Raw genomic sequence first — 20,576 nt, 5'->3', positions numbered from 1 at the left:
AACTGTACTTTTGCTTTACCTCAGTTAAATTATCTCGACTTGAGAGTAGGAGGAATTTATTTTTTGGTTATCTTTTGGTTAAGTTTTATTCGCACTAGGGTCTAAAAGGTTTGAAATTTCCAAGGAATGTATAGAGTTACCAGCTTTTAAGATTTAAGAAATCCTAGTAATCTGGGATACAGTTTTTATTTTCTTAATCGATGAATTTTATGAATTTTCGGCATACCACTGTTCTACCTGCTGTTGAATTGCGGCTGTTTCTGCGGGACTAAATTTATCGAGATTTTTCAGAATCACGCTCATGCGTCCTTGGCGACTCAAGATTTTGCGGTGTCGGGCTAGAAAGTGCCAATAAAAAAAGTTAAAGGGACAGGCGCGATCGCCCACCCGTTGCTTGGGATCGTAGGCGCACCCTTGGCAATAATTACTCATGCGTTGAATGTAGTTAGCAGACGCCGCATAGAGCTTGGAGGCCAAGCGTCCGCCGTCGGCAAATAAGCCCATGCCGAGGACATTGGTTTGCATCACCCAGTCGTAGGCATCAATAAACACGCTGTGGAACCAGTTTTCCACTTGTTGGGGAGACAAGCCAGTAATCAGGGCAAAGTTGGCGAGGATCATCAGCCGTTGAATGTGGTGGGCATAGCCTGTGCGCTCAATTTGCTGCAGAACCTAGCGCAGACAGTTCATAGTGGTGCGATCGCTCTGCCAAAAGAACGTCGGTAAGGGATGAGTGTGCTGAAAGAAATTATGCTGGCAGTAGTCAGCACCAAGGTAGTGATAGAGACCATACATATACTCGCGCCAGCCGAGAATTTGGCGAATAAAGCCCTCCACACTGTTGAGGGGCAGCGGCCGTTCCCTGTAGGCGGCTAAGACAGCATCGATTACTTCTTGGGGGTGCAATAGCCCTAGGTTCAAATAGGGGGACAGCAAACTGTGCCACAGGCTCTCTTCTCCTGCCACCATGGCATCTTGGTAGGGGCCAAACTGGGGCAAGCGGTATGCAATAAAGTTTTCCAAGACCTGCAGCGCTTGGGCGCGGGTGACTCCCCAGTCAAAGGGTTCGATGTGGCCGTAGGTGTCAAAGTTCCCTTGGCGCACTGTCTCAATGACTTCTTGGCTGATCTGATCGGGAGAAAAGCGCAGCGGTGGTGGCGGTTTGAGGCGAGTAGGCGGCGGTTGGCGATTTTCGGCATCGTAGTTCCACTTGCCACCCACGGGGGATTTACCGTCCATGAGAATTTGAAACCGTTGGCGACCGGCGCGGTAGAAATACTCCAAGACCAGCGTTTTGCGACCTTTCGCCCAGTCCTGAAATTCTGCTTCTGACCAGAGAAAGTGATTGTTGGGCAAGAACTTAATGGTACAGGGGAGATCGAGGGTAGCGATCAGATCCCGAAAGGGGCGATCGCTGGGTTGCATGATCCGCAGTTCGTGGATATGGTGGGCTGCAATCCACTGTCGCAGTGGGGTAGCAAAGTTGGGGGCGATCGCATAGGTCACCGGCCAACCGGCTGCTTCCAGTTCTTGGGCAAAATGCCGCATGGCCGACCAGACCAGCACGAGTTTTTGAGCATGGTAGCGGCGTTGTTTCACCCATTGGCGGGACTCAATGAGGATGACGGGCACAGGGGTTGGACAGCTTTGCAGGGCTGATTGCCCTTGCCACAGTTGATCGCCTAAAACCCAAACGCCAATGGCCATCTGAACTCAGATTGTGAATATTGTGAATAAGGACTAAAGGAGAATGGTTTAGTACAACCAATGTGATTTATCTTAGTGTTCAACTGTTGCAACTCCATACGACACTCATCATGCAAATTCGCCGGCGTCCCCCTAATCCTGCTGTAACCGTTCGCAACCTCCACTACCAAGTACCGGTGGCCGATGAGGCTCCCCGCAATATCCTTGAGAAAATCGTGTGGCACAAGGAACAGGAGGTGGAGCAACTGCGGGAAGTGTTGCCCCTGCCGGACTTGCAACGTCAGGTGCTCGATGCACCCCCGGTGCGCTCCTTTTTAGGGGCACTGCAAAAACCCGTCACCCAGCCAGCACTGATTGCTGAGGTCAAGAAGGCCTCTCCCAGTAAGGGCATTATTCGCCCCAACTTTAATCCGGTGGCGATCGCCCAAGCCTATGTTGCCGCTGGCGCGACTTGCCTTTCCGTCCTGACGGACAGGGAGTTTTTCCAAGGCAGTTTTGAGTACCTCGCCCAAATTCGCCAAGTGGTGGACGTGCCACTGCTGTGCAAGGACTTTATCATTTACCCCTACCAAATGTTCTTGGCGCGGTTGCGGGGCGCTGATGCGGTTCTCTTAATCGCTGCCATTCTCTCGGATCGCGATCTGCGTTATTTCCTGCGCATTGCCCATGGCTTGGGGCTAACCGCATTAGTGGAGGTGCACACCGCCGAGGAGATGGAACGGGTACTTGAGCTGGAGGACGTACAGTTGGTGGGCATCAACAATCGCAACTTGACGGACTTTAGTGTTGATCTAGCCACCACTGAACAGCTTTTGGCCACCTATGGGGCGCAACTGCGCGATCGCCACATCCTTGTGGTCAGTGAATCGGGCATTCATCAGCGTGCCGATGTTGAGCGGGTGACACAAGCCGGTGCCCAGGCCATTTTAGTCGGAGAATCCCTCATGCGACCCCCAGTAGAGATGGCACACTGCAGCGAGGCGGAGCAACTCCAAGCACGGATTCAGCAGTTATTCCCAGAGTTAGCACGCTAGGTATGCCCCTGAAGGCAGTTTTGTTTGATTTCAATGGTGTCATCCTCGACGATGAGGCGATCCATGCTGCCCTCATTGAGGAGATTCTGCTGCAAGAAAATCTGCGACCCCAGCGGGGCGAGTACGACCTATTTTGCCTAGGCCGCAGCGATCGCGCCTGTTTGGATAATCTCCTCAGCCGCCGCGGCCGGGCAGTGACCCCCGCCTATCTGGATAAACTGGTGGCACAAAAGGCAGTCGCCTACCGCGCACGCTTGGCCAATATGGAGCCTTTTCCCTTCTTTGCGGGGGCGATCGCCCTGCTGGAGAAACTCCATGCTGCGCAGTTGAAAATTGCCATTGTCACCGGTGCCCTGCAATCCGATGTGGACTTGGCTCTTGAGCGGGGAAACTTGACTGGCATTGTGGACTGCATTATCAGTGCCGAAAGTGTGGAACGCGGCAAACCCTATCCCGACCCCTATCTCCGTGCCATTGCAGCCTTGCAAGCCCTAGGGGGCGATCTCACAGCCGCTGATTGTCTGGCGATCGAGGACACCTTGGTGGGGGTGCAATCCGCCCGCGAGGCCGGTGTCAAAGTCTTGGGGGTCGCGCACACCTATCCCTTCCACATGCTCCAGCGTCGCTGCCATTGGGTGCTCGATCGCCTTGATCAGTTTGACCTTGAGGAAATTGCCCCGGTGTTTGATCGCAGCGTGGCCGCCACCCCCTCCTAGAGGTGTTTCACCTCAGCAATGAGTTGATTGAGCACTTCCTTGGCATTGCCAAACAGCATTAGAGTTCTGTCCTTGTAGAACAACTCATTGTCAATACCGGCAAAGCCCGGATTGAGGCTGCGCTTGATCACAATCGTGTGTCGTGCCCGATCCACATCGAGAATGGGCATCCCATAGACGGGGCTACCGGGGTTGGTGCGAGCGGCTGGATTCACGACATCATTGGCACCAATGACCAGTGCCACATCCACATGCTCAAACTCTGGATTAATGTCCTCCATGTCCTTGAGTTGGGGGTAGGGGACATTGGCTTCGGCAAGCAGCACATTCATGTGACCGGGCATGCGACCTGCCACCGGGTGGATCGCGTATTTGACATCGACACCCAGCCGCTCCAGTTGATCCGCTAGTTCTTTGACACTGTGCTGTGCTTGAGCCACCGCCATTCCATAACCGGGGACAATGACCACCGACTTGGCATAACCTAGCATCATCGCACTTTCTTCGGGGTCAATGGTGCGCACTGACTTCGCGGTGGCATGAACACTACCCTCAGCACTGCCTGTGGTCGAGCTACCAAAGCCACTAAAGAGCACATTGGCCAAGGAGCGATTCATGGCCTTGCACATGATTTGCGTCAGGATCAGCCCCGAAGCCCCCACTAAGGCACCAGCAATAATCAGCATACTGTTGCCCACAATAAAACCGGCAGCACTGGCAGCCAAGCCCGAAAGGGAGTTCAAAAGGGAAATCACGACCGGCATATCGGCACCGCCAATGGGCAGAACAAAGAGCACCCCCAAAATGCTGGCGATCGCCACCAAGCCCCAGAAAATCGGCATCTGACTTGGATCCAACCACACCCAGCCACTGGCCACCAAGAAAGCCACCAGCAAGCCGAGGTTAATCGCCTGCTGCATCGGGAAAATGATCGGGGTTCCCGAAATCAATCCCTGAAGTTTACCAAAAGCAACAAGGCTACCAGTAAGGGTGACGCCACCAATCAGCACCCCCAAAATAATCGTGATCAGCGTACTGGGGGTCAGCGGTTCACCCACGGCCACAATGCGGCAAAATTCACCAATGCCCACCAAGGCAGAGGCCGCCCCTCCTAAGCCATTGAGTAACCCCACCATCTGGGGCATGGCCGTCATTGCCACTTTGTAGGCAGCGATCGCGCCAATGACACTGCCGAGACCCATGGCCGCTAGGATGCCCGTGTAGCTGATAATCTGGCGATCGAGGAGCGTGACCACAATCGCAATCAACATCCCCAAGGCGGCAAGGCGATTTCCTTGACGGGCCGTGGCCGGAGACCCCAATTTTTTCAAACCGAGGATAAAGAGCGCCGCAGCGCCCAGATAGCTCAATTCTTCAATGCGTGTTAGCCAATCCATGGTTCCTACCGCTTAAACATCTGCAACATGCGATCCGTGACCAAAAAACCGCCCACCACATTAATCGTGGCGAGCACTGTCGCAATGAATCCCAAGACCACCGTTAAAGTGGTGTGCCCACTCCCCGCCATCAGTAGGGCACCAATTACGGCAATCCCCGAAATGGCATTGGCACCAGACATGAGGGGAGTATGCAGCGTGGGCGGGACTTTGTTAATCACCTCAAAGCCAATGAAACTGGCCAGCACAAAAATTATCAAACCGACAAGAATAGGATCTGTCATAGAACCAACCCTCTAGGGAAATTTCTAAGCCGTTGTTGCCAAGGTTTGGTCAGGATGTAAAAGTTGCAGTACCCGTGGGTTGCGAACCCGCCCTGCATGGGTGATACAGGCGGCATCAACAATGTCATCGCCAAAGTTCAACACTAATTCCCCCTTGGGAGCAAGGTACTTCAGGAGCGTTGAAATGTTTTTGGCATACATTTGACTGGCATGAATAGCCATTGTCGAGGGCAGATTAATCGGGCCAATAATAGTGACCCGCTGATGACAAATAGAGCGCCCCGGTTCTGTGCAGGCACAGTTGCCCCCCTGCTCAGCGGCTAAATCCACAATCACCGAACCCGGTTTCATGCTGGCCACCATCCGTTCTGTCACCAAAAGAGGGGCAGGCTTGCCGGGAATTTGAGCAGTGGTAATGACCACATCGGCACTGTGGACATGGGCAGCGATCGCCTCTTGGGTTTTGTGCTTCGCCGCCTCAGAAACCTCTTTGGCATAGCCGCCGGCAGCAACGGTCTCCTCCTCAAGGTTGACTTCGACAAATTTGGCACCGAGGCTTTGTACTTCCTCCTTGACCGCTGGGCGAATATCAAAGGCTTCAACCACAGCTCCCAAACGCCGCGCGGTGGCGATCGCCTGCAAGCCCGCCACCCCTGCCCCAATCACAAACACCTTAGCGGGGGGAATCGTACCCGCTGCCGTCGTCAACATCGGGAAAAAGCGCGGTAAATTAGCAGCGGCCAATAACACCGCCGCATAGCCTGCCACCGCTGCTTGGGAAGACAGGGCATCCATACTCTGGGCACGACTGGTGCGGGGAATGCACTCGAGGGCAAAGGCAGTAATATGCCGCTCTGCCAAGTGTTGCATCTGCCATGGATTGCCCAAGGGATTGAGAAAACTAATTAAGGTGGTGCCGGGTCGAATCCACTCCACCTCGCGATCGCGCAGCGGCGCCACCTTGAGCACCACATCCACATTGCCCCAGACCTCTTCAATGGAGTAACCAATTTCCGCACCCGCTGCACGGTAGTCATCATCGCTGAAGTGAGCCATATCTCCTGCACCGGACTCCACACAAAGGTGATACCCCTGCTGCACCAGCTTGGCAACGACTTCGGGAATCAGGGCAACCCGTTGTTCACCCACTTCGCGTTCCTTAACGACCCCAACTTTCATAGGCACTCTTGGATAGGGTTTGTAGTCTTGACAGAACAATTCCTTGGTGTACTCATCCGGGCATTTTTATAACCGCCCGACACCGTCACAACACATTCACCTGCTGTCCTGTACTGATCCTCACGCTACTGCGATCCCCTCGGAAATGGGCGCAAATGTCAGCGTTTTGTGGGAATTCTCCACAAGTCTTATGATCCCCAGGGAGGGTTGTAACAAATGTTGACACTATGTTTGTTCTTTGTCCCTGCCTTGAGTGACCTTAGGAGCCATCAATCCCAGCACCCTTATGGCAGACTAAGAGATTGCAAGTACAGAGTCACAGGCATGTTCAAAACAATTTTAGTGGCCCTCGATACCAGTGAGCTATCGGCACGGGTGATGGCGGCGGTGGCACAGTTAAATCTTGACCCGGATGCCCAAGTGATTCTCAGTCATGTGATCTCACCGACAGAGGCGGGTTTTGGCGTCAGTGCCGATCGCCCCTCGTTGCATCCGCAAATGGGCACCTACCGTAGTATTGAGCAGCATTTACAACAGTTCCAAAGCCACCTCCCCTGTGACTCGGAAATTGAAATTGTTACCGGTGACCCCGTCGAGGAAATTTTACGCTTGGCCAATATCTATGGGGCAGACCTAATTGTGCTGGGGAGTCGCGGCCTCACGGGGGTTGAGCGGGTTGTGCAAGGCTCAGTAAGTGGCGCCGTTGTGGCGGATGCCCCCTGTTCGGTGTTTGTGGTTAAGTCAGCGGAAACTTAGGGTATGACAGCACCATTGACGGGTCTGACAGCGGCGGAAGTGGCGGAGCGGCAAGCCAGAGGTCGCATTAACCGTCAAGCGAGTGAAAGCAATCGCACCTATGGCGACATTTTGCGGGAAAACCTCTTCACGTTTATCAATGGGGTTTTTGCTTTTATTAGCGTCATTTTGCTCTTTTTAGGTCGTCCGGGGGATGTGGCCGCCATCATCGTGGTGGTGTTTCTCAATGCCATCATTAGCATCCTGCAGGAAATTCGCGCCAAACGGCAGTTGGATGAAATTAGCCTCCTCACCCGTCCCCGTGTCAAGGTGCTGCGCGATCGCCAAGAGGCCATTATTGATCCTGCAGAAGTCGTAGAAGGGGATATTCTGCTTTTGGAGCCGGGGGATCAAATCGTTGCCGATGGCACTGTCGTTGGTGATGGACAGATCCAAGTGGATGAGTCCTTGCTCACAGGGGAGTCGGATCTCATCTCCAAGCAAGCGGGCGATCGCCTGTACTCCGGGAGCTTTTGTGTGCGCGGTGCCGCTGCCTATGTCGCCGAACAGGTGGGGGAAGCCAGTACCGCCCATCAACTGACTGCTGCCGCCAAAACCCACCACCACAAACTGACCCCCCTGCAACGGGAAATTAACCTGATTATCCGCGTCATTCTGGCGCTGGCGGTTTTCCTATGGCTATTGGTGCTGCTCTCGCTATTGGTACGCCTGACCACCCTACAAATGAGTGTGCAAACGGCGGCAGTGGTGGCGGGTCTTGTCCCCGTGGGCTTGTATCTGACAATTACGCTCACCTATGCCTTGGGGGCACTGCGTATCTCCCGTGCCAATGTCTTGGTGCAGCAGGTAAATGCCATTGAATCCCTCAGTGGCGTCGATATTCTCTGCCTTGATAAAACGGGCACACTGACGGCCAATGCCCTTGAACTCCATAGCTGGTACGCCCTCACTGATACAGAGGAAAAGACAAAAGCGGCTCTCGCCACGTTTACCGCCAGTGTTAGTGCTCCGAACCGCACCATTGTTGCCCTCACGGAGGCCTTTGACGGCAGGCCCCAGCCCCTACGCCTCGAAATTCCCTTTTCCTCGGTCTATAAGTGGAGTGCCGCAGCGTGGCATGACTCAGAAGCATTTATTTTGGGGGCACCGGATGTCCTCTTCAAGGCTGAAGACCTCTCCCCTGAGGTGACTGAATTACTCCAGCGGGGACGGCAGCAGGGATTGCGGGTGCTTCTCTTTGCCCGTAGTTGCAGTGATCCTCAATGGGATGAGCGGCAGGAGACTCCCCTCTTGCCCCCAGATCTTGAACCCTTAGCAGTGATTTGGGTGGGCGATCGCCTGCGACCCCAATCCCGCGATGTTTTGCAACGCTTTCAACAGGCTGGAATTCAAATCAAAATTATTTCCGGTGACCATGCGGAAACGGTGGTTGCCCTCGGTAAACAAGTCGGCCTCGATGCGGGGGCGATCGCCATCTCCGGCACAGAACTCGCCGCCATGGATGATCCTAGCTTTGATCAAATGGCCGAGAAAGCCACGGTTTTTGGTCGCATTACCCCCGAGCAAAAGGCGAAACTCGTGACTCGACTGCGTGCCCTCGGGCATCAGGTGGCCATGATTGGCGATGGTGTCAATGATGTGCTGTCCCTGAAGCAGGCCAATGTGGGCATCGCCATGGAAAGTGGCAGTGCCATTACCCGAAATGTGGCTGATATTGTATTGCTTGCGGATTCCTTTGCCGCCTTACCAGCAGCCTTTCGTGAGGGACAGCGCATCTACAACGGCATTCAAGATGTCACGAAGCTTTTTTTGGTGCGGGTGTTTAGCTTTAGTTTGCTTTGTCTAGTCACCGTTATGGCAGGGCGCGCCTTTCCGCTGCTGATTAAGCACAATAGCCTGCTAACCCTGTGGGGAGTGGGTCTGCCGACCTTGGCGGTGGCTTTTTGGGCAGTGCCGGGGCCGCGTCCCCATCGATCGCTGATTCGTTCATTGCTGCACTTTGTCATCCCCGCCACCCTAAGCCTCGCACTGTTGGCCATTTTCATGTACTTGGGGGTGTTGGCACGGGAACTGACGCCCCTTGTGGCATTGCTCCAAGGACGCTTTGATCCAACGCTGTTGAATGGCCGCGAGGTGCTCTTAGAACTAGGGCAGAGTGTGGCGATCGCCCGCACGGCCTTGGTGACGACCCTGATGCTGGCCTCCCTTTGTTTAGTCCTGTTTCTCAAACCTCCCCATCCCACATGGGTTGGCGGTGCGCCTTTAGTGGGCAACTGGCGTTATGTTGCTGTGGTTTTAGCCCTGCTGGCTGCCTTCTTGACAATTAGTTTTTCGCCGACCCTACGGGCAGTGGCTGAGTTGGAACCCCTTTCGTGGTCGCTGTGGGCATTGATTGTACTGATTGTTTTGCTATGGGTGATTTTCCTGCGCAGCTTTTGGCGCTATCGACTCTTGGATCGCTTCCTTGGTGTGGATCTCAGTTAGGCACGAGGGGCGCGATCGCGCTGAATCGAGTAGAGATGGGCATACAATCCCCCTTGGGCGAGGAGTGTCTCATGGTCTCCCTGCTCACGGATTGTCCCTTGATCCAAGACCACAATTTGATTGGCATCCCGAACCGTACTGAGGCGGTGGGCAATCACAATCATTGTGCGAGTACCCGTAATGGAGCGCAGGGCCAGTTGAATTTCCCGCTCCGATTCATAGTCGAGACTTGAGGTGGCCTCATCAAAAATCAGGACATCGGGATCTGCTAAGAGGGCACGGGCAATCCCTAGGCGCTGCCGCTGTCCCCCCGAAAGCCGCAACCCCCGTTCACCGACAATGGTGCGATAGCCCAAAGGCAACTGCTGCACAAATTCATCCACCCGCGCAATGGCACAGGCCTCATAGACAGCGTCGGCACTGACCTCGGGGTTGGCATAGGTGAGGTTATCCCAGAGGGTGCCATTAAAGACATCCACCTCTTGGTGGACAATGGCCAAACGACGGCGATAGGCGCGGACATCGAGGGTTTGAATATCTTGGCCATCAATGAGAATCTGCCCCTGATCCGGCTGGAAGTAGCGAAAGAGCAGCTTGATCAGGGTGGATTTCCCGGAACCCGATCGCCCCACCAAGGCCACCGTTTGGCAGGGTTCAATGAGTAAGTTAATATCCCGCAGAATGGGACGCCCCGGCGTGTAGCTAAACCAAACGTGCTGAAAATCCACTTTGCCCGAAAACTTCAGGCTAGGAATCTCCTGTTGCTCCAGATCAATGGCATCGCGACCGGGGGGCAATTCCATAAATTCATGGAAGCGCAAAATGGAGGCATAGCGGCGCGCAAACACCTCCGACACCTGCGAGAGGGGAGTAATTTCGGCATAGGCCATACTGGCAAGGGTGTAAATCGTAATAAAGTGACCAATGGAGACCCGGCCGGCGATCGTGGCCGCTAGGGAAAACCCCAACAAACTAAAAAGACAGAACTGCACCACCGTGGCCTGCCAAGTGATGAGGTGCATGTAGCCGCGATGGATGCGGTCAATCACCATCTTGAACTCGCGATCAAGGCGCTGCCTTTGGCGAGCCAATTCCCGAGCCTCGGTGGCAAAGGCCTTGACGGTTTTGATATTGGTAATGATTTCTGAGGTGCGGCTTTCTGTGCTTTCGATGTGGCTGTCGAGAATTTCTTCCTTTTGAATGATCCGTCGCAGGGTGCGCAGGGTCAGCACCAAGATCACTGTAAAGGAGGTCAACAACCCAAGGGCGATCGGCCAATCTAACCACCAGACAATCACACCAATCCCCAGCACCCGTACCAGTTTGGGAATCAGTTGACCGGCAATTTCGGGATAGCTCCACGTATGGTTGGAAATCCCTTTGCTAACACGATTGGCAATGCGACCCGGGTTGTTTTCCTCAAAGAATTCTAGGGGCAGCGTCAGGATTTTCTCGATGGCCTTGCGACTGTGATCACGGCGGGCAGCCAAGGCAATCCACCAGTGGAACCATACTCCCAGCCACGGTTGAATTGGGGCACGCACCACAGTGGCCAAAAAGACAATACTGCCGAGAACGGTGAGATTGACGCCAAAGGCATTGTTCCAGCCCGTCCATGTTTGCAGCGTATGGGCGATTGCCACTACTGGCGGATCGAGGGGTTGTTGCGAGAGCAGGTTGAGAATTTGACCAATGGCATAGGGCACGAGCAAATCCACCAGTTCGCAGAGACTAGCTGCGGTAATACTGGCGATCGCCATCCCCCGATAGGCGCGGTAGTAACCCAGAATGGAGCGAAACGTGGCCATAAAAACAGGACAAGCACTGTTCCTATTTTAAGATTTCTTAAAATTTTCTGCCGTCGCTCTTGGGTTGAGAATGCCCTTAGACCTTCACAGAGACTGGGGTGCGATTGAGGCGCGTTTCATAGGGGGCACTGGCAATCAGCGATCGCCCCGTCATCTCAGGGGGTTGAGGCAGCCCCAAAATTTCCAGAATTGTTGGCGCAATATCCGCCAGACACCCATCCTCTCGCAGGCTCACATCTGTAGCATGGCCGGGGATTTTGCGTTTCTCCCCTTCCACCAAGATGAAGGGAACGGGGTTGGTGGTGTGAGCCGTCCAAGGGTTACCGTCCTCGTCAATCATGTACTCAGCGTTGCCATGATCAGCGGTAATCAGCAGCGTGCCCCCCACCTTTGTTGTTGCTTCCACCAATACGCCTACACAGCGATCCACAGTTTCAATGGCTTGAATGGTAGCTTCCATCTGCCCCGTGTGCCCCACCATATCGGGGTTAGCAAAGTTCACCACAATTAGGGCATATTCCTGTTTCTCAATGGCCTCCTTAACCGCTTCTGTTACGGCAAGGGCAGACATGGCTGGCGCTTGATCGTAGGTGGCCACCATTGGACTGGGGATAAGAATGCGATCTTCGCCGGGGAAGGGTTCCTCAAGGCCGCCATTGAAGAAATAGGTGACGTGGGCATATTTTTCCGTTTCCGCTGCCCGCAGTTGCTTCAGGCCATGCTCGGCAATCACTTCCCCAAGGATATGATTGAGGTTTTGGGGCGGGAAGGCGACACCACATTTAAAGTTAACATCGTATTGGGTGAAGGTCACGTATTCCAAGGGCGTAATTAGCGTCCGTTCAAAGCCGCTAAAATCAGGGTCAATAAAGGCTTGGGTGAGTTGGCGGGCGCGATCGGGACGGAAATTAAAGAACACCACACCATCGCCGGGTTCAACGGCTCCTTCAGCAATGCGCGTGGGGACAATAAATTCATCGCCAATATCTTGGGCATAGGACTTACTGGCCACATCCACCGCCCGCAGGGGTTGAATATTCTCATTGCTGGTCATGACGCGGTAGGCCGCCTCGGTGCGATCCCAACGGCGATCGCGATCCATGGCATAGTAGCGACCACTCACCGTCACAATTCGTCCGCAGCCAATGGTTTTCAGGCGTTGCTCCAATTCCTCAAGGACACCTGCGGCATCGCGGGGGGGTGTATCGCGACCATCGGTAATGGCATGAATACAGGCCGGTAACTCATGGCGCTTGGCCAGTTCCACCAAGCCGTACAGATGATCAATGTGGGAATGCACCCCGCCTGCAGAACACAGGCCGATAAAATGCAGCTTGCCCTTGCGCTCCTGCACAGTTTGGCAGAGCTTCACAAGGACGGGATTGCTAAAGAGGCTACCATCTTCAACGGCATCGGAAATGCGCACCAACTCTTGGGGAACAATGCGCCCAGCACCGATATTTAAGTGCCCCACCTCGGAGTTACCCATTTGACCCTTGGGGAGTCCCACCGCCTTCCCAGAGGTGCAAATCAATGTGTGGGGGTAGGCTTGCCACAAACTGTCCATGACGGGCGTATTGGCGCTAGCGATCGCATTACCGTAGGTCTCTTCGCGATAGCCCCAGCCATCCAAAATCATCAAAACAACGGGCGCAACAGGAGACGATGCCATGTGAATGCCCTACCTTAAACTTCTCTGGGAAATGGTGTAAATTGTCCAACCTCGCAAATGATACCATTCTCCACCGCGAGAGACAAATTGGGTAGCTTCTGCTACAGTCCGCACGCTGGATCAATTCTGAATCCATAGATAGATCTATCCTAACGGATCAACGATGGCCAAATGTTGAAAACTGTTACAGATGCGGCTTTTCGGGATTAAATCCTTGAAGACAAAAAATTGCCGTGATAGTATCCAAGCTGTTGTTTGTTAGCCAAAATTGGGAGTCGTCCGTTGTCACTTCGGGTAGCAGTGGTCGGTGGTGGTCCAGCGGGTTCCTCAGCCGCCGAAACCTTAGCCAAAGCCGGAATCCAGACCTATCTCTTTGAACGTAAATTAGACAATGCCAAGCCCTGTGGCGGTGCGATCCCCCTGTGCATGGTCAGTGAATTTGACTTGCCGCCGGAAATCATTGACCGCCGCGTGCGCAAAATGAAGATGATTTCCCCCTCCAATATCGAGGTGAACATTGGCCATACCCTCAAAGACCACGAGTATATCGGTATGTGTCGCCGCGAAGTCCTCGATAGCTTTATGCGCAATCGGGCAGCGGATTTGGGCGCCAACTTGATCAATGGCACCGTCTTTAAGCTGGAGCAGCCCGCCACCAGCGATCAGCCCTACACCCTCCACTATGTCCAAGAGGATGGCACAGCTCAGACCCTTGAAGTGGATGTGGTGATTGGTGCCGATGGGGCAAATTCCCGCATTGCCAAGGAAATTGATGCCGGCGATTACAACTACGCCATTGCCTATCAGGAGCGCATCCGCCTGCCTGAGGACAAAATGGCCTACTACAACGAGTTGGCAGAAATGTACGTGGGGGATGACGTGTCCCCTGACTTCTATGCATGGGTTTTCCCGAAATATGACCATGTGGCCGTGGGTACCGGCACCATGAAGGTCAACAAAGACCGCATTCGGGAGCTGCAGGCGGGAATCCGCGCCCGTGCTGCTGCCAAACTGGAAGGGGGGCAAATTATTAAAGTGGAAGCTCACCCCATTCCTGAGCATCCTCGGCCGCGGCGGGTGGTCGGTCGCGTGGCTCTGGTGGGAGATGCAGCCGGTACGGTCACGAAATCTTCAGGGGAAGGCATTTACTTTGCCGCCAAGTCAGCCCGCATGTGCGCTGAAACGATTGTTGAAACCTCCAACAGCGGTCGCCGTATCCCCACCGAAGCAGATCTCAAGCTGTACCTGAAGCGCTGGGACAAAGCCTACGGCATGACGTACCTAGTGTTAGATCTGTTGCAACGGGTCTTTTATCGCTCCGATGCCACCCGTGAGGCCTTTGTGGAGATGTGTAGCGATATTGATGTACAGAAGCTCACCTTCGATAGCTACCTCTACAAGACGGTGGTGCCGGCTAATCCCTTAGTGCAGTTGAAAATTACGGCAAAAACGATTGGTAGCCTGATGCGGGGCAATGCCCTTGCGCCCTAAGTGAGTTTCGGATCCGCCCTCGCCTCTAGAGGGCTTGGATCCACTCATGAATGCTGTACTCTGTCCACACCTGATGCTGCCAGTAGGGGTCGTTTTCAATCAATTGGCGCACGGTCTCTTCGCTATCCGCCTCGTAAATGGCAAAAAAGTAGCGCAGGTCTTTCGTAGGACCAATGGTGATGAGCACCCCTTGGGCTTTTTGAACCGCAAGGCCGTCGAGGTGTGCTTGGCGATGGGGGGAACGCCGTTCAAGGACATCTTCACAGTAGCGTCCCCAAGCCACAAATTTGGTCATTTGATCCTCCTAGGCTTGTTCGGCAGCCAGTTGTGCCAGTTGTTCCTGCTGATCACGGCTAATGCAGGCTTGGATAATTGGTTCTAGATCCCCTTCTAGGACACTGCTGAGGCTAAAGTTTTGTCCTAAACGGTGATCGGTGACGCGGTCATCTTTGTAGTTGTAGGTGCGAATTTTTTCGGAGCGATCGCCCGTACCCACTTGGGAGCGACGCATTGAGGTAATAGCTTCCTGCTGTTCCCGCAGCTTCATTTCGTAGAGTTTTGCCCGTAGGATTTGGAACGCGCGCTCTTTGTTTTTCAGTTGGCTACGCTCTTCGGTGCAGAAGATGCGAATACCCGTCGGCTTGTGGAAGAGGTCAACGGCTGTTTCTACTTTGTTGACGTTTTGGCCACCGGCACCCCCGGATCGCGCTGTGGTGAGTTCAATATCCTTGGGATCAATTTCTACTTCCACTTCATCCACTTCGGGCATTACCGCCACGGTGGCCGTAGAGGTGTGAACTCGCCCCCCCGCTTCGGTGACAGGCACCCGCTGCACGCGATGGACACCGGATTCAAACTTCAGCTTGCTATAGACGCGATCGCCCTTGATTTCGAGGATGGCTTCCTTGAAGCCCCCCATTTCCGCGAGGGATTCACTGACTAAGCTCACCTGCCAGCCTTGGCTTTTGGCGTAGCGGGAGTACATTCGCACTAAATCCCCTGCCCAAATTCCCGCTTCATCGCCCCCAGCACCCGCTCGAATTTCTAGCATGATGTTTTTATCATCATTGGGGTCACGGGGCAAAAGCAGAATTTTTAGGCGTTCCTCGAGCTCGGCAATGCGGCGGCTGAGATCCGCGACTTCTTCTTCAGCCATCTGGCGTAGCTCGGGTTCATTGACTGCTTCTTTCAGTAGTTGGCGGGCATCCACCAGTTGCTGATTGAGGGACTGCCATTCGTGATAGGCATTCACCGTCTCCTCCAAGGCAGCACGGGAGCGAGCCACCTTCTGAAATTCGGTTGGGTTGACCGCCACATCGGGATCCGCCAAGCGACGGGTCAGTTCCGTAAAGGTTTGCTCGACAGTGCGGAGTTTTTCCAGAAGATAGGCTTCTGCCATAGGAAGGGCGGCGATACTCTAGACTTTGCGGGAGTAGTACTCAACCACGAGGAGTTCATTGACTTGGAGAGCCACCCATTGCCGTTCGACAATACCGGTGACTCTGCCGGTGAGGGTGCTTTTATCCAGTTCCAAGTGGCTGGGAAGATTGGCAAGTCCGGGATTTTGCAGGTTGGTTTCCACCAAGCGGCGCGATCGCTCATTATCGCGAACCGTAATCACGTCCCCCGGACGGCACTGATAGCTGGGAATAGAAACGCTGCGACCATTGACCAGAATATGGCCATGATTCACCAGTTGGCGGGCGGCTGGAATCGTTGGTGCCATTCCAAGGCGGAAAACGGTGTTATCCAGCCGCATTTCCAGTAACTGTAGAAGGGTTTGCCCCGTGGAACCACTGACCCGACGGGCCTTACGCACATAGCGCACCAGTTGCCGCTCCGAAACCCCGTAGTTGAAGCGCAGTTTTTGCTTTTCGTCAAGGCGCAGGGCATATTCCGAGCGCTTTTTGCGGGCTTGGCCGTGTTGACCAGGGGGATAGCTCCGCTTGGGGGCTTTGCGGGTGAGACCAGCCAGTTCACCCAGACGACGGACAATTCTCAAACGAGGGCCACGATATCGAGCCATGCAACTATACCCAACCTACAGTGATGATGGTGTCCAACCAAAAATGGGCAAGAAATAGACTGATGTGCCGAGGGCAACTTAATCAGCTTGCCTAGTATATCAAGGGGCTGGGCGCGATCGCAACCCTAGGACGAGGATTTCTAGAGCAAACGCATAGTAGAAAAGTAAGCCAATCGTTTGTGGGAATGTCACCATGCCGACCCTCTGCCGGTCTGCTCGACCACGTCAAAACCCTACAAGACCCCCGCGCAGAACACTTGCTAGAGCATCAACTCCTTGACATCATTGGTCTGACCATCTGTGCCGTCCTCTGTGGTGCAGAGGTGTGGGTGGAGATTGAGGACTACATGACTGGACTGTAGTGTACGATAAAGACTTAATCTCGTCCCCATCGTAGCTGGCTTCCGCGTCGCGGTGGAAAATCGACAGGTGCGGGGAGTCCATGTCGCTCACCTTTTAGGTAGAGCGCGGGACTGATAGCTCCCTGAACCCCTCATTAAGTTAGAGCAACAGGTGTAACCCAATCTCTTCGATGGAACTGATCCAAGCTGCCCTGCCGGCCTTTTTGCGGGGAGCACTAAATACACTCATTTACTGTGGCATTTCCTTTCCGCTAGCGGTGTTGCTAGGCATTGTCCTCGCCGCCATGAGCACCTCCCCCTTTCTGTTTCTGCGCTGGCCAGCACTTGGCTTTATTGAGCTAATGCGCAATACCCCCATGATCACCCAACTGCTCCTGCTCTACTACGGCGTCGGTGCAGTATTAGCCCAGATGAATCTTGCGACTTGGGTGAATGCGTGGACAGCGGGGGTGACAGCCCTGGCGCTCAACTATGGCGCCTATGAAGCAGAGGTCTTTCGTGCGGGTCTGCAAGCGGTGGATGTGGGGCAACGGGAAGCGGCTCTCTCCCTAGGCATGAGTCAACAACAGGGATTTGTGCGCATCATTTTGCCCCAAGCCATTCAAATTGTGATCCCACCCCTCGTCAATGACTTTATCTACATGCTCAAGGATTCGGCCATTGTCAGTGTGATTGCCGGCGTGGACTTAACCTCAGTGATGCGGGTGTGGGTGATTCGCAACAGTAGCCAGCCATTTCCTCTGTATGCGCTGGCCTTAATTCTCTACCTGCTAATGAGTTTGCCGATCGCGTGGTGGGGACGGCGTTTGGAGCAGCGGCTAAAGGCTAAAATATCTTAAGGTCTGCACATTCTGGAGCCGCTTTCCCTGTGAGCGATCGCCTGCACCTGACCCACTTACCCAGTCTCGCCACAGAACGGGACGGCCAAGATGTTATCCGAGGTTTGACTCAGCAACCCAAGTCTCTTCCCTCCTACTACTTCTACGATGCTGCGGGATCACGCCTCTTTGAGCAAATCTGTGAGCTGCCGGAATACTACCCCACCCGTACAGAATTGGGCATTTTAGAGACCGCCGCCGGGGCGATCGCCCAACTCACGGGCGCCTGTGAACTGGTGGAACTTGGCAGTGGCAGCGATCGCAAGATTCGCCTTCTCCTATCGGCCTATGCCCACGTACAACCTCGGCTTTACTATCGTCCCATTGATGTCAGTGGCTCAATCCTCAAAACCAGTGCCATGGCTCTTCTTGCCGACTATCCGCAGCTCAGTATTCATGGTCTTGTCGGCACCTATCAAGTGGGCTTAGAGCACCTACCGCCCCCCTTGGCACCTCGGCGCTTGCTCTGCTTTCTCGGTAGCACCATTGGCAACCTCTCCCCCAGCGAATGCCAGACCCTTTTTCAACAGATTCATCAGGTTCTTAGGGACGGGGACTATTTCCTGCTGGGCGTGGATCTGATCAAAGACACGAGTATTTTGCTCCCTGCTTACAACGATGCCCAAGGGGTGACGGCTGCCTTTAACCGCAATCTCCTCCATCACCTCAACTGGCGCTTTCAAGGAAATTTTCAGCCCGCAGCCTTTGCCCATCGCGCCATCTATAACCCGATTGCCCAGCAAATTGAAATGTATCTCGATTCACAGCAGCGGCAAACCGTTACCTTGGCTGCCCTTGATTTTCAGTGCACTTTTACTGTGGGTGAACCGATTCTCACCGAAATTTCCCGCAAGTTTGATCTTGCTGCCCTCAAGGCGGCATTAACGGCTGCTGGATTTCGATGGATCAAGGCCTTTACCGACCCTCAGCAGTGGTTTGCCCTCTGCCTCTGCCAGGTTTAGAGCGAAGGTCTTTGGAATAGGTTAGAATCAGGGAGAAAAGCCGCCTTCGTGGCTCAGGTTGCGGCGTTGATAGCTCAGCGTGGAAGGATTCTATGCCCATCGGAGTACCCAAAGTCCCCTACCGGATGCCCGGTGAACCCTACACCCAGTGGATTGACATCTACAACCGTCTCTATCGCGAGCGGATTATTTTCCTTGGTAAAGAAGTCGATGATGAGATTGCCAACCAAATTGTGGCGGTGATGCTCTACCTTGACTCCGAAGATCCGGGCAAAGACATCATGCTCTACATCAACTCCCCCGGTGGCTCCGTCACCGCTGGCATGGCAATCTATGACACGATGCAACATATTAAATCCGATGTCGTCACCATTTGTGTGGGTCTGGCTGCCTCGATGGGGTCTTTCCTCCTTGCAGCCGGTACCAAAGGCAAACGGTTGGCACTACCCCACTCCCGCATCATGATTCACCAGCCCTCTGGTGGTACCCGTGGCCAAGCAACGGATATTGAGATCGAAGCTCGCGAAATTTTACGGGTACGGCGACAACTCAATGAGCTATACGCCTACCATACCGGCCAGCCCCTCGAAAAAATTGAGCGGGATATGGATCGTGACTTCTTTATGTCCGCCGAAGAGGCAAAAAACTACGGCTTGATTGATCGGGTGATTGAGGAGCGTCACAGCTAGTTTGCTGGCACATTGGCTGAGAGTTCAAATGAACATGAGGTTGAACATGTTGCAATTGCTCAAGTCGGCTATCGGCATTCCCCTTGTGATGGGTGGCATCCTTGTCCTAGGAGCAGGTCAACCAGTGCGTGCCCAAGGCGCCAGCCCGCTGCCTCCGGAAATGATGAAGACCATGGTTGAGCAGCTGAGTGATTCCTTGGCAAAATATGTGTCACGGGCAAGTTGTACAGATATCGCCCAGTTGCTCAAAATGCTACCCACCAATGGTACTAACCCAGCTCCCGATTCCGGTTCCATCATCGGTGCTGCTATCCTGTCAGTCAGAAATAATCCGGAGCTGCAAGGGATCATTGTCTCGCGAGTGGGGCCACCGCTGGTCAGTAAAGTTGTGGAATGCAACATGATTTCGGCGGATCTACTGCTGAAGGTCATGAGTCAATCCCCCTCCAACCCCTAAAAGGAGCAACCCATGACTTGGCGTGCCACGACCACTGCGTTAGATCGTATCTTTGCCAGCTTAGCGTATCTGCTGCCGCTCTTCTACGTCATGCCCTTTGGTGGCTTTTTGTTTGATTTGTTTCCACCACTGCAAGCACTGGTGTTAGTGGTTTTACCGGTAGCCTTGATCTACTCCATTCCCTTTGCTGGCCTAATTGTTTTTATGCTGTTGTACCTGCTGGTGGTGCGCAACAGTCGTATCAGCCTTTTTATTCGCTATAACACGATGCAGGCACTGTTGATGGGGATTGTGCTGTTTATTGTCCAACTACTGGTACAACTGCTGGTCCGCGTTGCTAGTTTTGACCTGCTGATTAAAGTGCTCTTCAACTTTGTCTTTATTGCCACGGTGATTGGCGTCATCTATGCGGTGGTGCAGTCTGTACGCGGCATCTATGCCGAAATTCCCACGCTGTCGGATGCCACAAAAAGCCAAGTGTTTTAGGGGATGCGAGGGAGTCCCTCATCCCGTATGATCAGAAGGTGACGCTACGAAAAACGACAACATCATGGAAACACTCAAAATTACCGTTTATATCGTTGTGACCTTCTTTGTCCTGCTCTTTGTTTTCGGGTTCCTCTCGGGTGACCCAGCTCGTAACCCTAAGCGTAAGGATCTCGAGTAATCCTCGC

The 20,576-nt window shown here is 53.9% G+C and carries 20 protein-coding genes and 1 pseudogene; 12 read left to right on the top strand and 9 right to left on the bottom strand.

The annotated features are described in order from the left end of the window. Positions 1-207 precede the first annotated feature (207 nt). Positions 208-1,707, bottom strand: a pseudogene (locus QYC28_RS12115) (cryptochrome/photolyase family protein). Between the two features lie 110 nt (positions 1,708-1,817). Here QYC28_RS12115 and trpC point away from each other — a divergent pair. Continuing rightward, positions 1,818-2,741 (top strand): indole-3-glycerol phosphate synthase TrpC, encoded by a 924-nt coding sequence (gene trpC, locus QYC28_RS12110; RefSeq protein WP_286650002.1) that lies wholly within the window; start codon positions 1,818-1,820, stop codon positions 2,739-2,741. 2 nt (positions 2,742-2,743) lie between these two features. Beyond that, a complete protein-coding gene (locus QYC28_RS12105) occupies positions 2,744-3,457 on the top strand; it encodes an HAD family phosphatase (protein ID WP_286649689.1) in 714 nt (237 codons plus the stop codon). Here QYC28_RS12105 and QYC28_RS12100 read toward each other — a convergent pair. Genes QYC28_RS12100 through QYC28_RS12090 form a run of 3 tightly spaced genes read right to left on the bottom strand, consistent with a single transcriptional unit; the run spans position 3,454 to position 6,317 of the window. Next, on the bottom strand, positions 3,454-4,854 hold the full coding sequence (locus QYC28_RS12100) for an NAD(P)(+) transhydrogenase (Re/Si-specific) subunit beta (RefSeq protein WP_286625864.1): 1,401 nt from the start codon (positions 4,852-4,854) through the stop codon (positions 3,454-3,456). The two genes, QYC28_RS12105 and QYC28_RS12100, sit on opposite strands and share 4 nt — an antisense overlap. 5 nt (positions 4,855-4,859) lie before the next feature. Next, entirely contained in the window at positions 4,860-5,138 is a 279-nt protein-coding gene (locus QYC28_RS12095; RefSeq protein WP_286625863.1) for an NAD(P) transhydrogenase subunit alpha, read from the bottom strand. A gap of 24 nt (positions 5,139-5,162) precedes the next feature. After that, the gene (locus tag QYC28_RS12090) at positions 5,163-6,317 is read right to left on the bottom strand and encodes a Re/Si-specific NAD(P)(+) transhydrogenase subunit alpha (RefSeq protein ID WP_302679551.1); all 1,155 of its coding nucleotides are present in this window, start codon (positions 6,315-6,317) and stop codon (positions 5,163-5,165) included. Positions 6,318-6,641: 324 nt separating this feature from the next. On the opposite strand from QYC28_RS12090, the gene QYC28_RS12085 reads away from it, so the two are divergent. Next, the gene (locus QYC28_RS12085) at positions 6,642-7,073 is read left to right on the top strand and encodes a universal stress protein (protein WP_149821161.1); all 432 of its coding nucleotides are present in this window, start codon (positions 6,642-6,644) and stop codon (positions 7,071-7,073) included. Between the two features lie 3 nt (positions 7,074-7,076). Then, on the top strand, positions 7,077-9,557 hold the full coding sequence (locus QYC28_RS12080; protein ID WP_302679550.1) for an HAD-IC family P-type ATPase: 2,481 nt from the start codon (positions 7,077-7,079) through the stop codon (positions 9,555-9,557). Here the strand turns inward: QYC28_RS12080 and QYC28_RS12075 are convergent. Continuing rightward, positions 9,554-11,365 (bottom strand): ABC transporter ATP-binding protein, encoded by a 1,812-nt coding sequence (locus QYC28_RS12075; protein WP_302679549.1) that lies wholly within the window; start codon positions 11,363-11,365, stop codon positions 9,554-9,556. The genes QYC28_RS12080 and QYC28_RS12075 overlap by 4 nt on opposite strands. Before the next feature lie 76 nt (positions 11,366-11,441). Then, complete coding sequence (gene gpmI, locus QYC28_RS12070) at positions 11,442-13,037, bottom strand: 2,3-bisphosphoglycerate-independent phosphoglycerate mutase (protein WP_149821155.1); 1,596 nt, start codon at positions 13,035-13,037, stop codon at positions 11,442-11,444. Positions 13,038-13,319: 282 nt separating this feature from the next. Between gpmI and chlP the strand changes: the two genes are divergently transcribed. Then, positions 13,320-14,528: a geranylgeranyl reductase gene (gene chlP / locus QYC28_RS12065; RefSeq protein WP_149821152.1), complete on the top strand. Its 1,209-nt coding sequence runs from the start codon at positions 13,320-13,322 to the stop codon at positions 14,526-14,528. A 25-nt stretch (positions 14,529-14,553) separates the two neighbouring features. On the opposite strand, the gene QYC28_RS12060 is transcribed toward chlP, so the two are convergent. From QYC28_RS12060 to rpsD, 3 genes are read right to left on the bottom strand one after another with little or no spacing between them, the layout of a single operon-like run. Next, entirely contained in the window at positions 14,554-14,823 is a 270-nt protein-coding gene (locus tag QYC28_RS12060) for a YciI family protein (RefSeq protein ID WP_149821150.1), read from the bottom strand. 9 nt (positions 14,824-14,832) lie between these two features. Continuing rightward, complete coding sequence (gene prfA, locus QYC28_RS12055; RefSeq protein ID WP_149821148.1) at positions 14,833-15,927, bottom strand: peptide chain release factor 1; 1,095 nt, start codon at positions 15,925-15,927, stop codon at positions 14,833-14,835. Positions 15,928-15,945: 18 nt separating this feature from the next. Continuing rightward, positions 15,946-16,554: a 30S ribosomal protein S4 gene (gene rpsD, locus QYC28_RS12050; protein WP_181495092.1), complete on the bottom strand. Its 609-nt coding sequence runs from the start codon at positions 16,552-16,554 to the stop codon at positions 15,946-15,948. 185 nt (positions 16,555-16,739) lie between these two features. Between rpsD and QYC28_RS12045 the strand changes: the two genes are divergently transcribed. From QYC28_RS12045 to QYC28_RS12015, 7 genes are all read left to right on the top strand, one after another. Further along, positions 16,740-16,916, top strand: coding sequence for a transposase family protein (locus QYC28_RS12045; RefSeq protein ID WP_149821145.1), 177 nt, complete (start codon positions 16,740-16,742; stop codon positions 16,914-16,916). Between the two features lie 170 nt (positions 16,917-17,086). Continuing rightward, positions 17,087-17,755: an amino acid ABC transporter permease gene (locus tag QYC28_RS12040; RefSeq protein ID WP_149821143.1), complete on the top strand. Its 669-nt coding sequence runs from the start codon at positions 17,087-17,089 to the stop codon at positions 17,753-17,755. Between the two features lie 29 nt (positions 17,756-17,784). Beyond that, on the top strand, positions 17,785-18,756 hold the full coding sequence (gene egtD / locus QYC28_RS12035; protein WP_149821141.1) for an L-histidine N(alpha)-methyltransferase: 972 nt from the start codon (positions 17,785-17,787) through the stop codon (positions 18,754-18,756). 92 nt (positions 18,757-18,848) lie between these two features. After that, a complete protein-coding gene (locus QYC28_RS12030) occupies positions 18,849-19,445 on the top strand; it encodes an ATP-dependent Clp protease proteolytic subunit (RefSeq protein ID WP_149821139.1) in 597 nt (198 codons plus the stop codon). A 46-nt stretch (positions 19,446-19,491) separates the two neighbouring features. Further along, positions 19,492-19,902: a hypothetical protein gene (locus QYC28_RS12025; protein WP_190278096.1), complete on the top strand. Its 411-nt coding sequence runs from the start codon at positions 19,492-19,494 to the stop codon at positions 19,900-19,902. A 12-nt stretch (positions 19,903-19,914) separates the two neighbouring features. Next, positions 19,915-20,388: a Tic20 family protein gene (locus QYC28_RS12020; RefSeq protein ID WP_286625855.1), complete on the top strand. Its 474-nt coding sequence runs from the start codon at positions 19,915-19,917 to the stop codon at positions 20,386-20,388. A gap of 64 nt (positions 20,389-20,452) precedes the next feature. Continuing rightward, a complete protein-coding gene (locus QYC28_RS12015) occupies positions 20,453-20,569 on the top strand; it encodes a photosystem II reaction center protein I (protein WP_011056917.1) in 117 nt (38 codons plus the stop codon). The last annotated feature ends 7 nt before the right edge of the window (positions 20,570-20,576 follow it).

The sequence above is a fragment of the Thermosynechococcus sp. HY596 genome, from assembly GCF_030518715.1.
Classification (GTDB): Bacteria; Cyanobacteriota; Cyanobacteriia; order Thermosynechococcales; family Thermosynechococcaceae; genus Thermosynechococcus.
Note: the sequence above shows the minus strand (reverse complement) of the source record. Positions and strands in the feature narration are given on the sequence as shown.

What these genes read in the sequence shown, in the direction of transcription:
- QYC28_RS12020 (WP_286625855.1), top strand. Translation starts at nt 19,915, where the DNA reads ATGACTTGGCGTGCCACGACCACTGCGTTAGATCGTATCTTTGCCAGC.
- QYC28_RS12075 (WP_302679549.1), bottom strand. Translation starts at nt 11,365, where the DNA reads ATGGCCACGTTTCGCTCCATTCTGGGTTACTACCGCGCCTATCGGGGG.
- QYC28_RS12040 (WP_149821143.1), top strand. Translation starts at nt 17,087, where the DNA reads ATGGAACTGATCCAAGCTGCCCTGCCGGCCTTTTTGCGGGGAGCACTA.
- QYC28_RS12060 (WP_149821150.1), bottom strand. Translation starts at nt 14,823, where the DNA reads ATGACCAAATTTGTGGCTTGGGGACGCTACTGTGAAGATGTCCTTGAA.
- trpC (WP_286650002.1), top strand. Translation starts at nt 1,818, where the DNA reads ATGCAAATTCGCCGGCGTCCCCCTAATCCTGCTGTAACCGTTCGCAAC.
- prfA (WP_149821148.1), bottom strand. Translation starts at nt 15,927, where the DNA reads ATGGCAGAAGCCTATCTTCTGGAAAAACTCCGCACTGTCGAGCAAACC.
- gpmI (WP_149821155.1), bottom strand. Translation starts at nt 13,037, where the DNA reads ATGGCATCGTCTCCTGTTGCGCCCGTTGTTTTGATGATTTTGGATGGC.
- QYC28_RS12105 (WP_286649689.1), top strand. Translation starts at nt 2,744, where the DNA reads ATGCCCCTGAAGGCAGTTTTGTTTGATTTCAATGGTGTCATCCTCGAC.
- QYC28_RS12080 (WP_302679550.1), top strand. Translation starts at nt 7,077, where the DNA reads ATGACAGCACCATTGACGGGTCTGACAGCGGCGGAAGTGGCGGAGCGG.
- QYC28_RS12085 (WP_149821161.1), top strand. Translation starts at nt 6,642, where the DNA reads ATGTTCAAAACAATTTTAGTGGCCCTCGATACCAGTGAGCTATCGGCA.
- QYC28_RS12095 (WP_286625863.1), bottom strand. Translation starts at nt 5,138, where the DNA reads ATGACAGATCCTATTCTTGTCGGTTTGATAATTTTTGTGCTGGCCAGT.
- QYC28_RS12045 (WP_149821145.1), top strand. Translation starts at nt 16,740, where the DNA reads ATGTCACCATGCCGACCCTCTGCCGGTCTGCTCGACCACGTCAAAACC.
- QYC28_RS12090 (WP_302679551.1), bottom strand. Translation starts at nt 6,317, where the DNA reads ATGAAAGTTGGGGTCGTTAAGGAACGCGAAGTGGGTGAACAACGGGTT.
- rpsD (WP_181495092.1), bottom strand. Translation starts at nt 16,554, where the DNA reads ATGGCTCGATATCGTGGCCCTCGTTTGAGAATTGTCCGTCGTCTGGGT.
- QYC28_RS12025 (WP_190278096.1), top strand. Translation starts at nt 19,492, where the DNA reads ATGTTGCAATTGCTCAAGTCGGCTATCGGCATTCCCCTTGTGATGGGT.
- QYC28_RS12100 (WP_286625864.1), bottom strand. Translation starts at nt 4,854, where the DNA reads ATGGATTGGCTAACACGCATTGAAGAATTGAGCTATCTGGGCGCTGCG.
- QYC28_RS12030 (WP_149821139.1), top strand. Translation starts at nt 18,849, where the DNA reads ATGCCCATCGGAGTACCCAAAGTCCCCTACCGGATGCCCGGTGAACCC.
- QYC28_RS12015 (WP_011056917.1), top strand. Translation starts at nt 20,453, where the DNA reads ATGGAAACACTCAAAATTACCGTTTATATCGTTGTGACCTTCTTTGTC.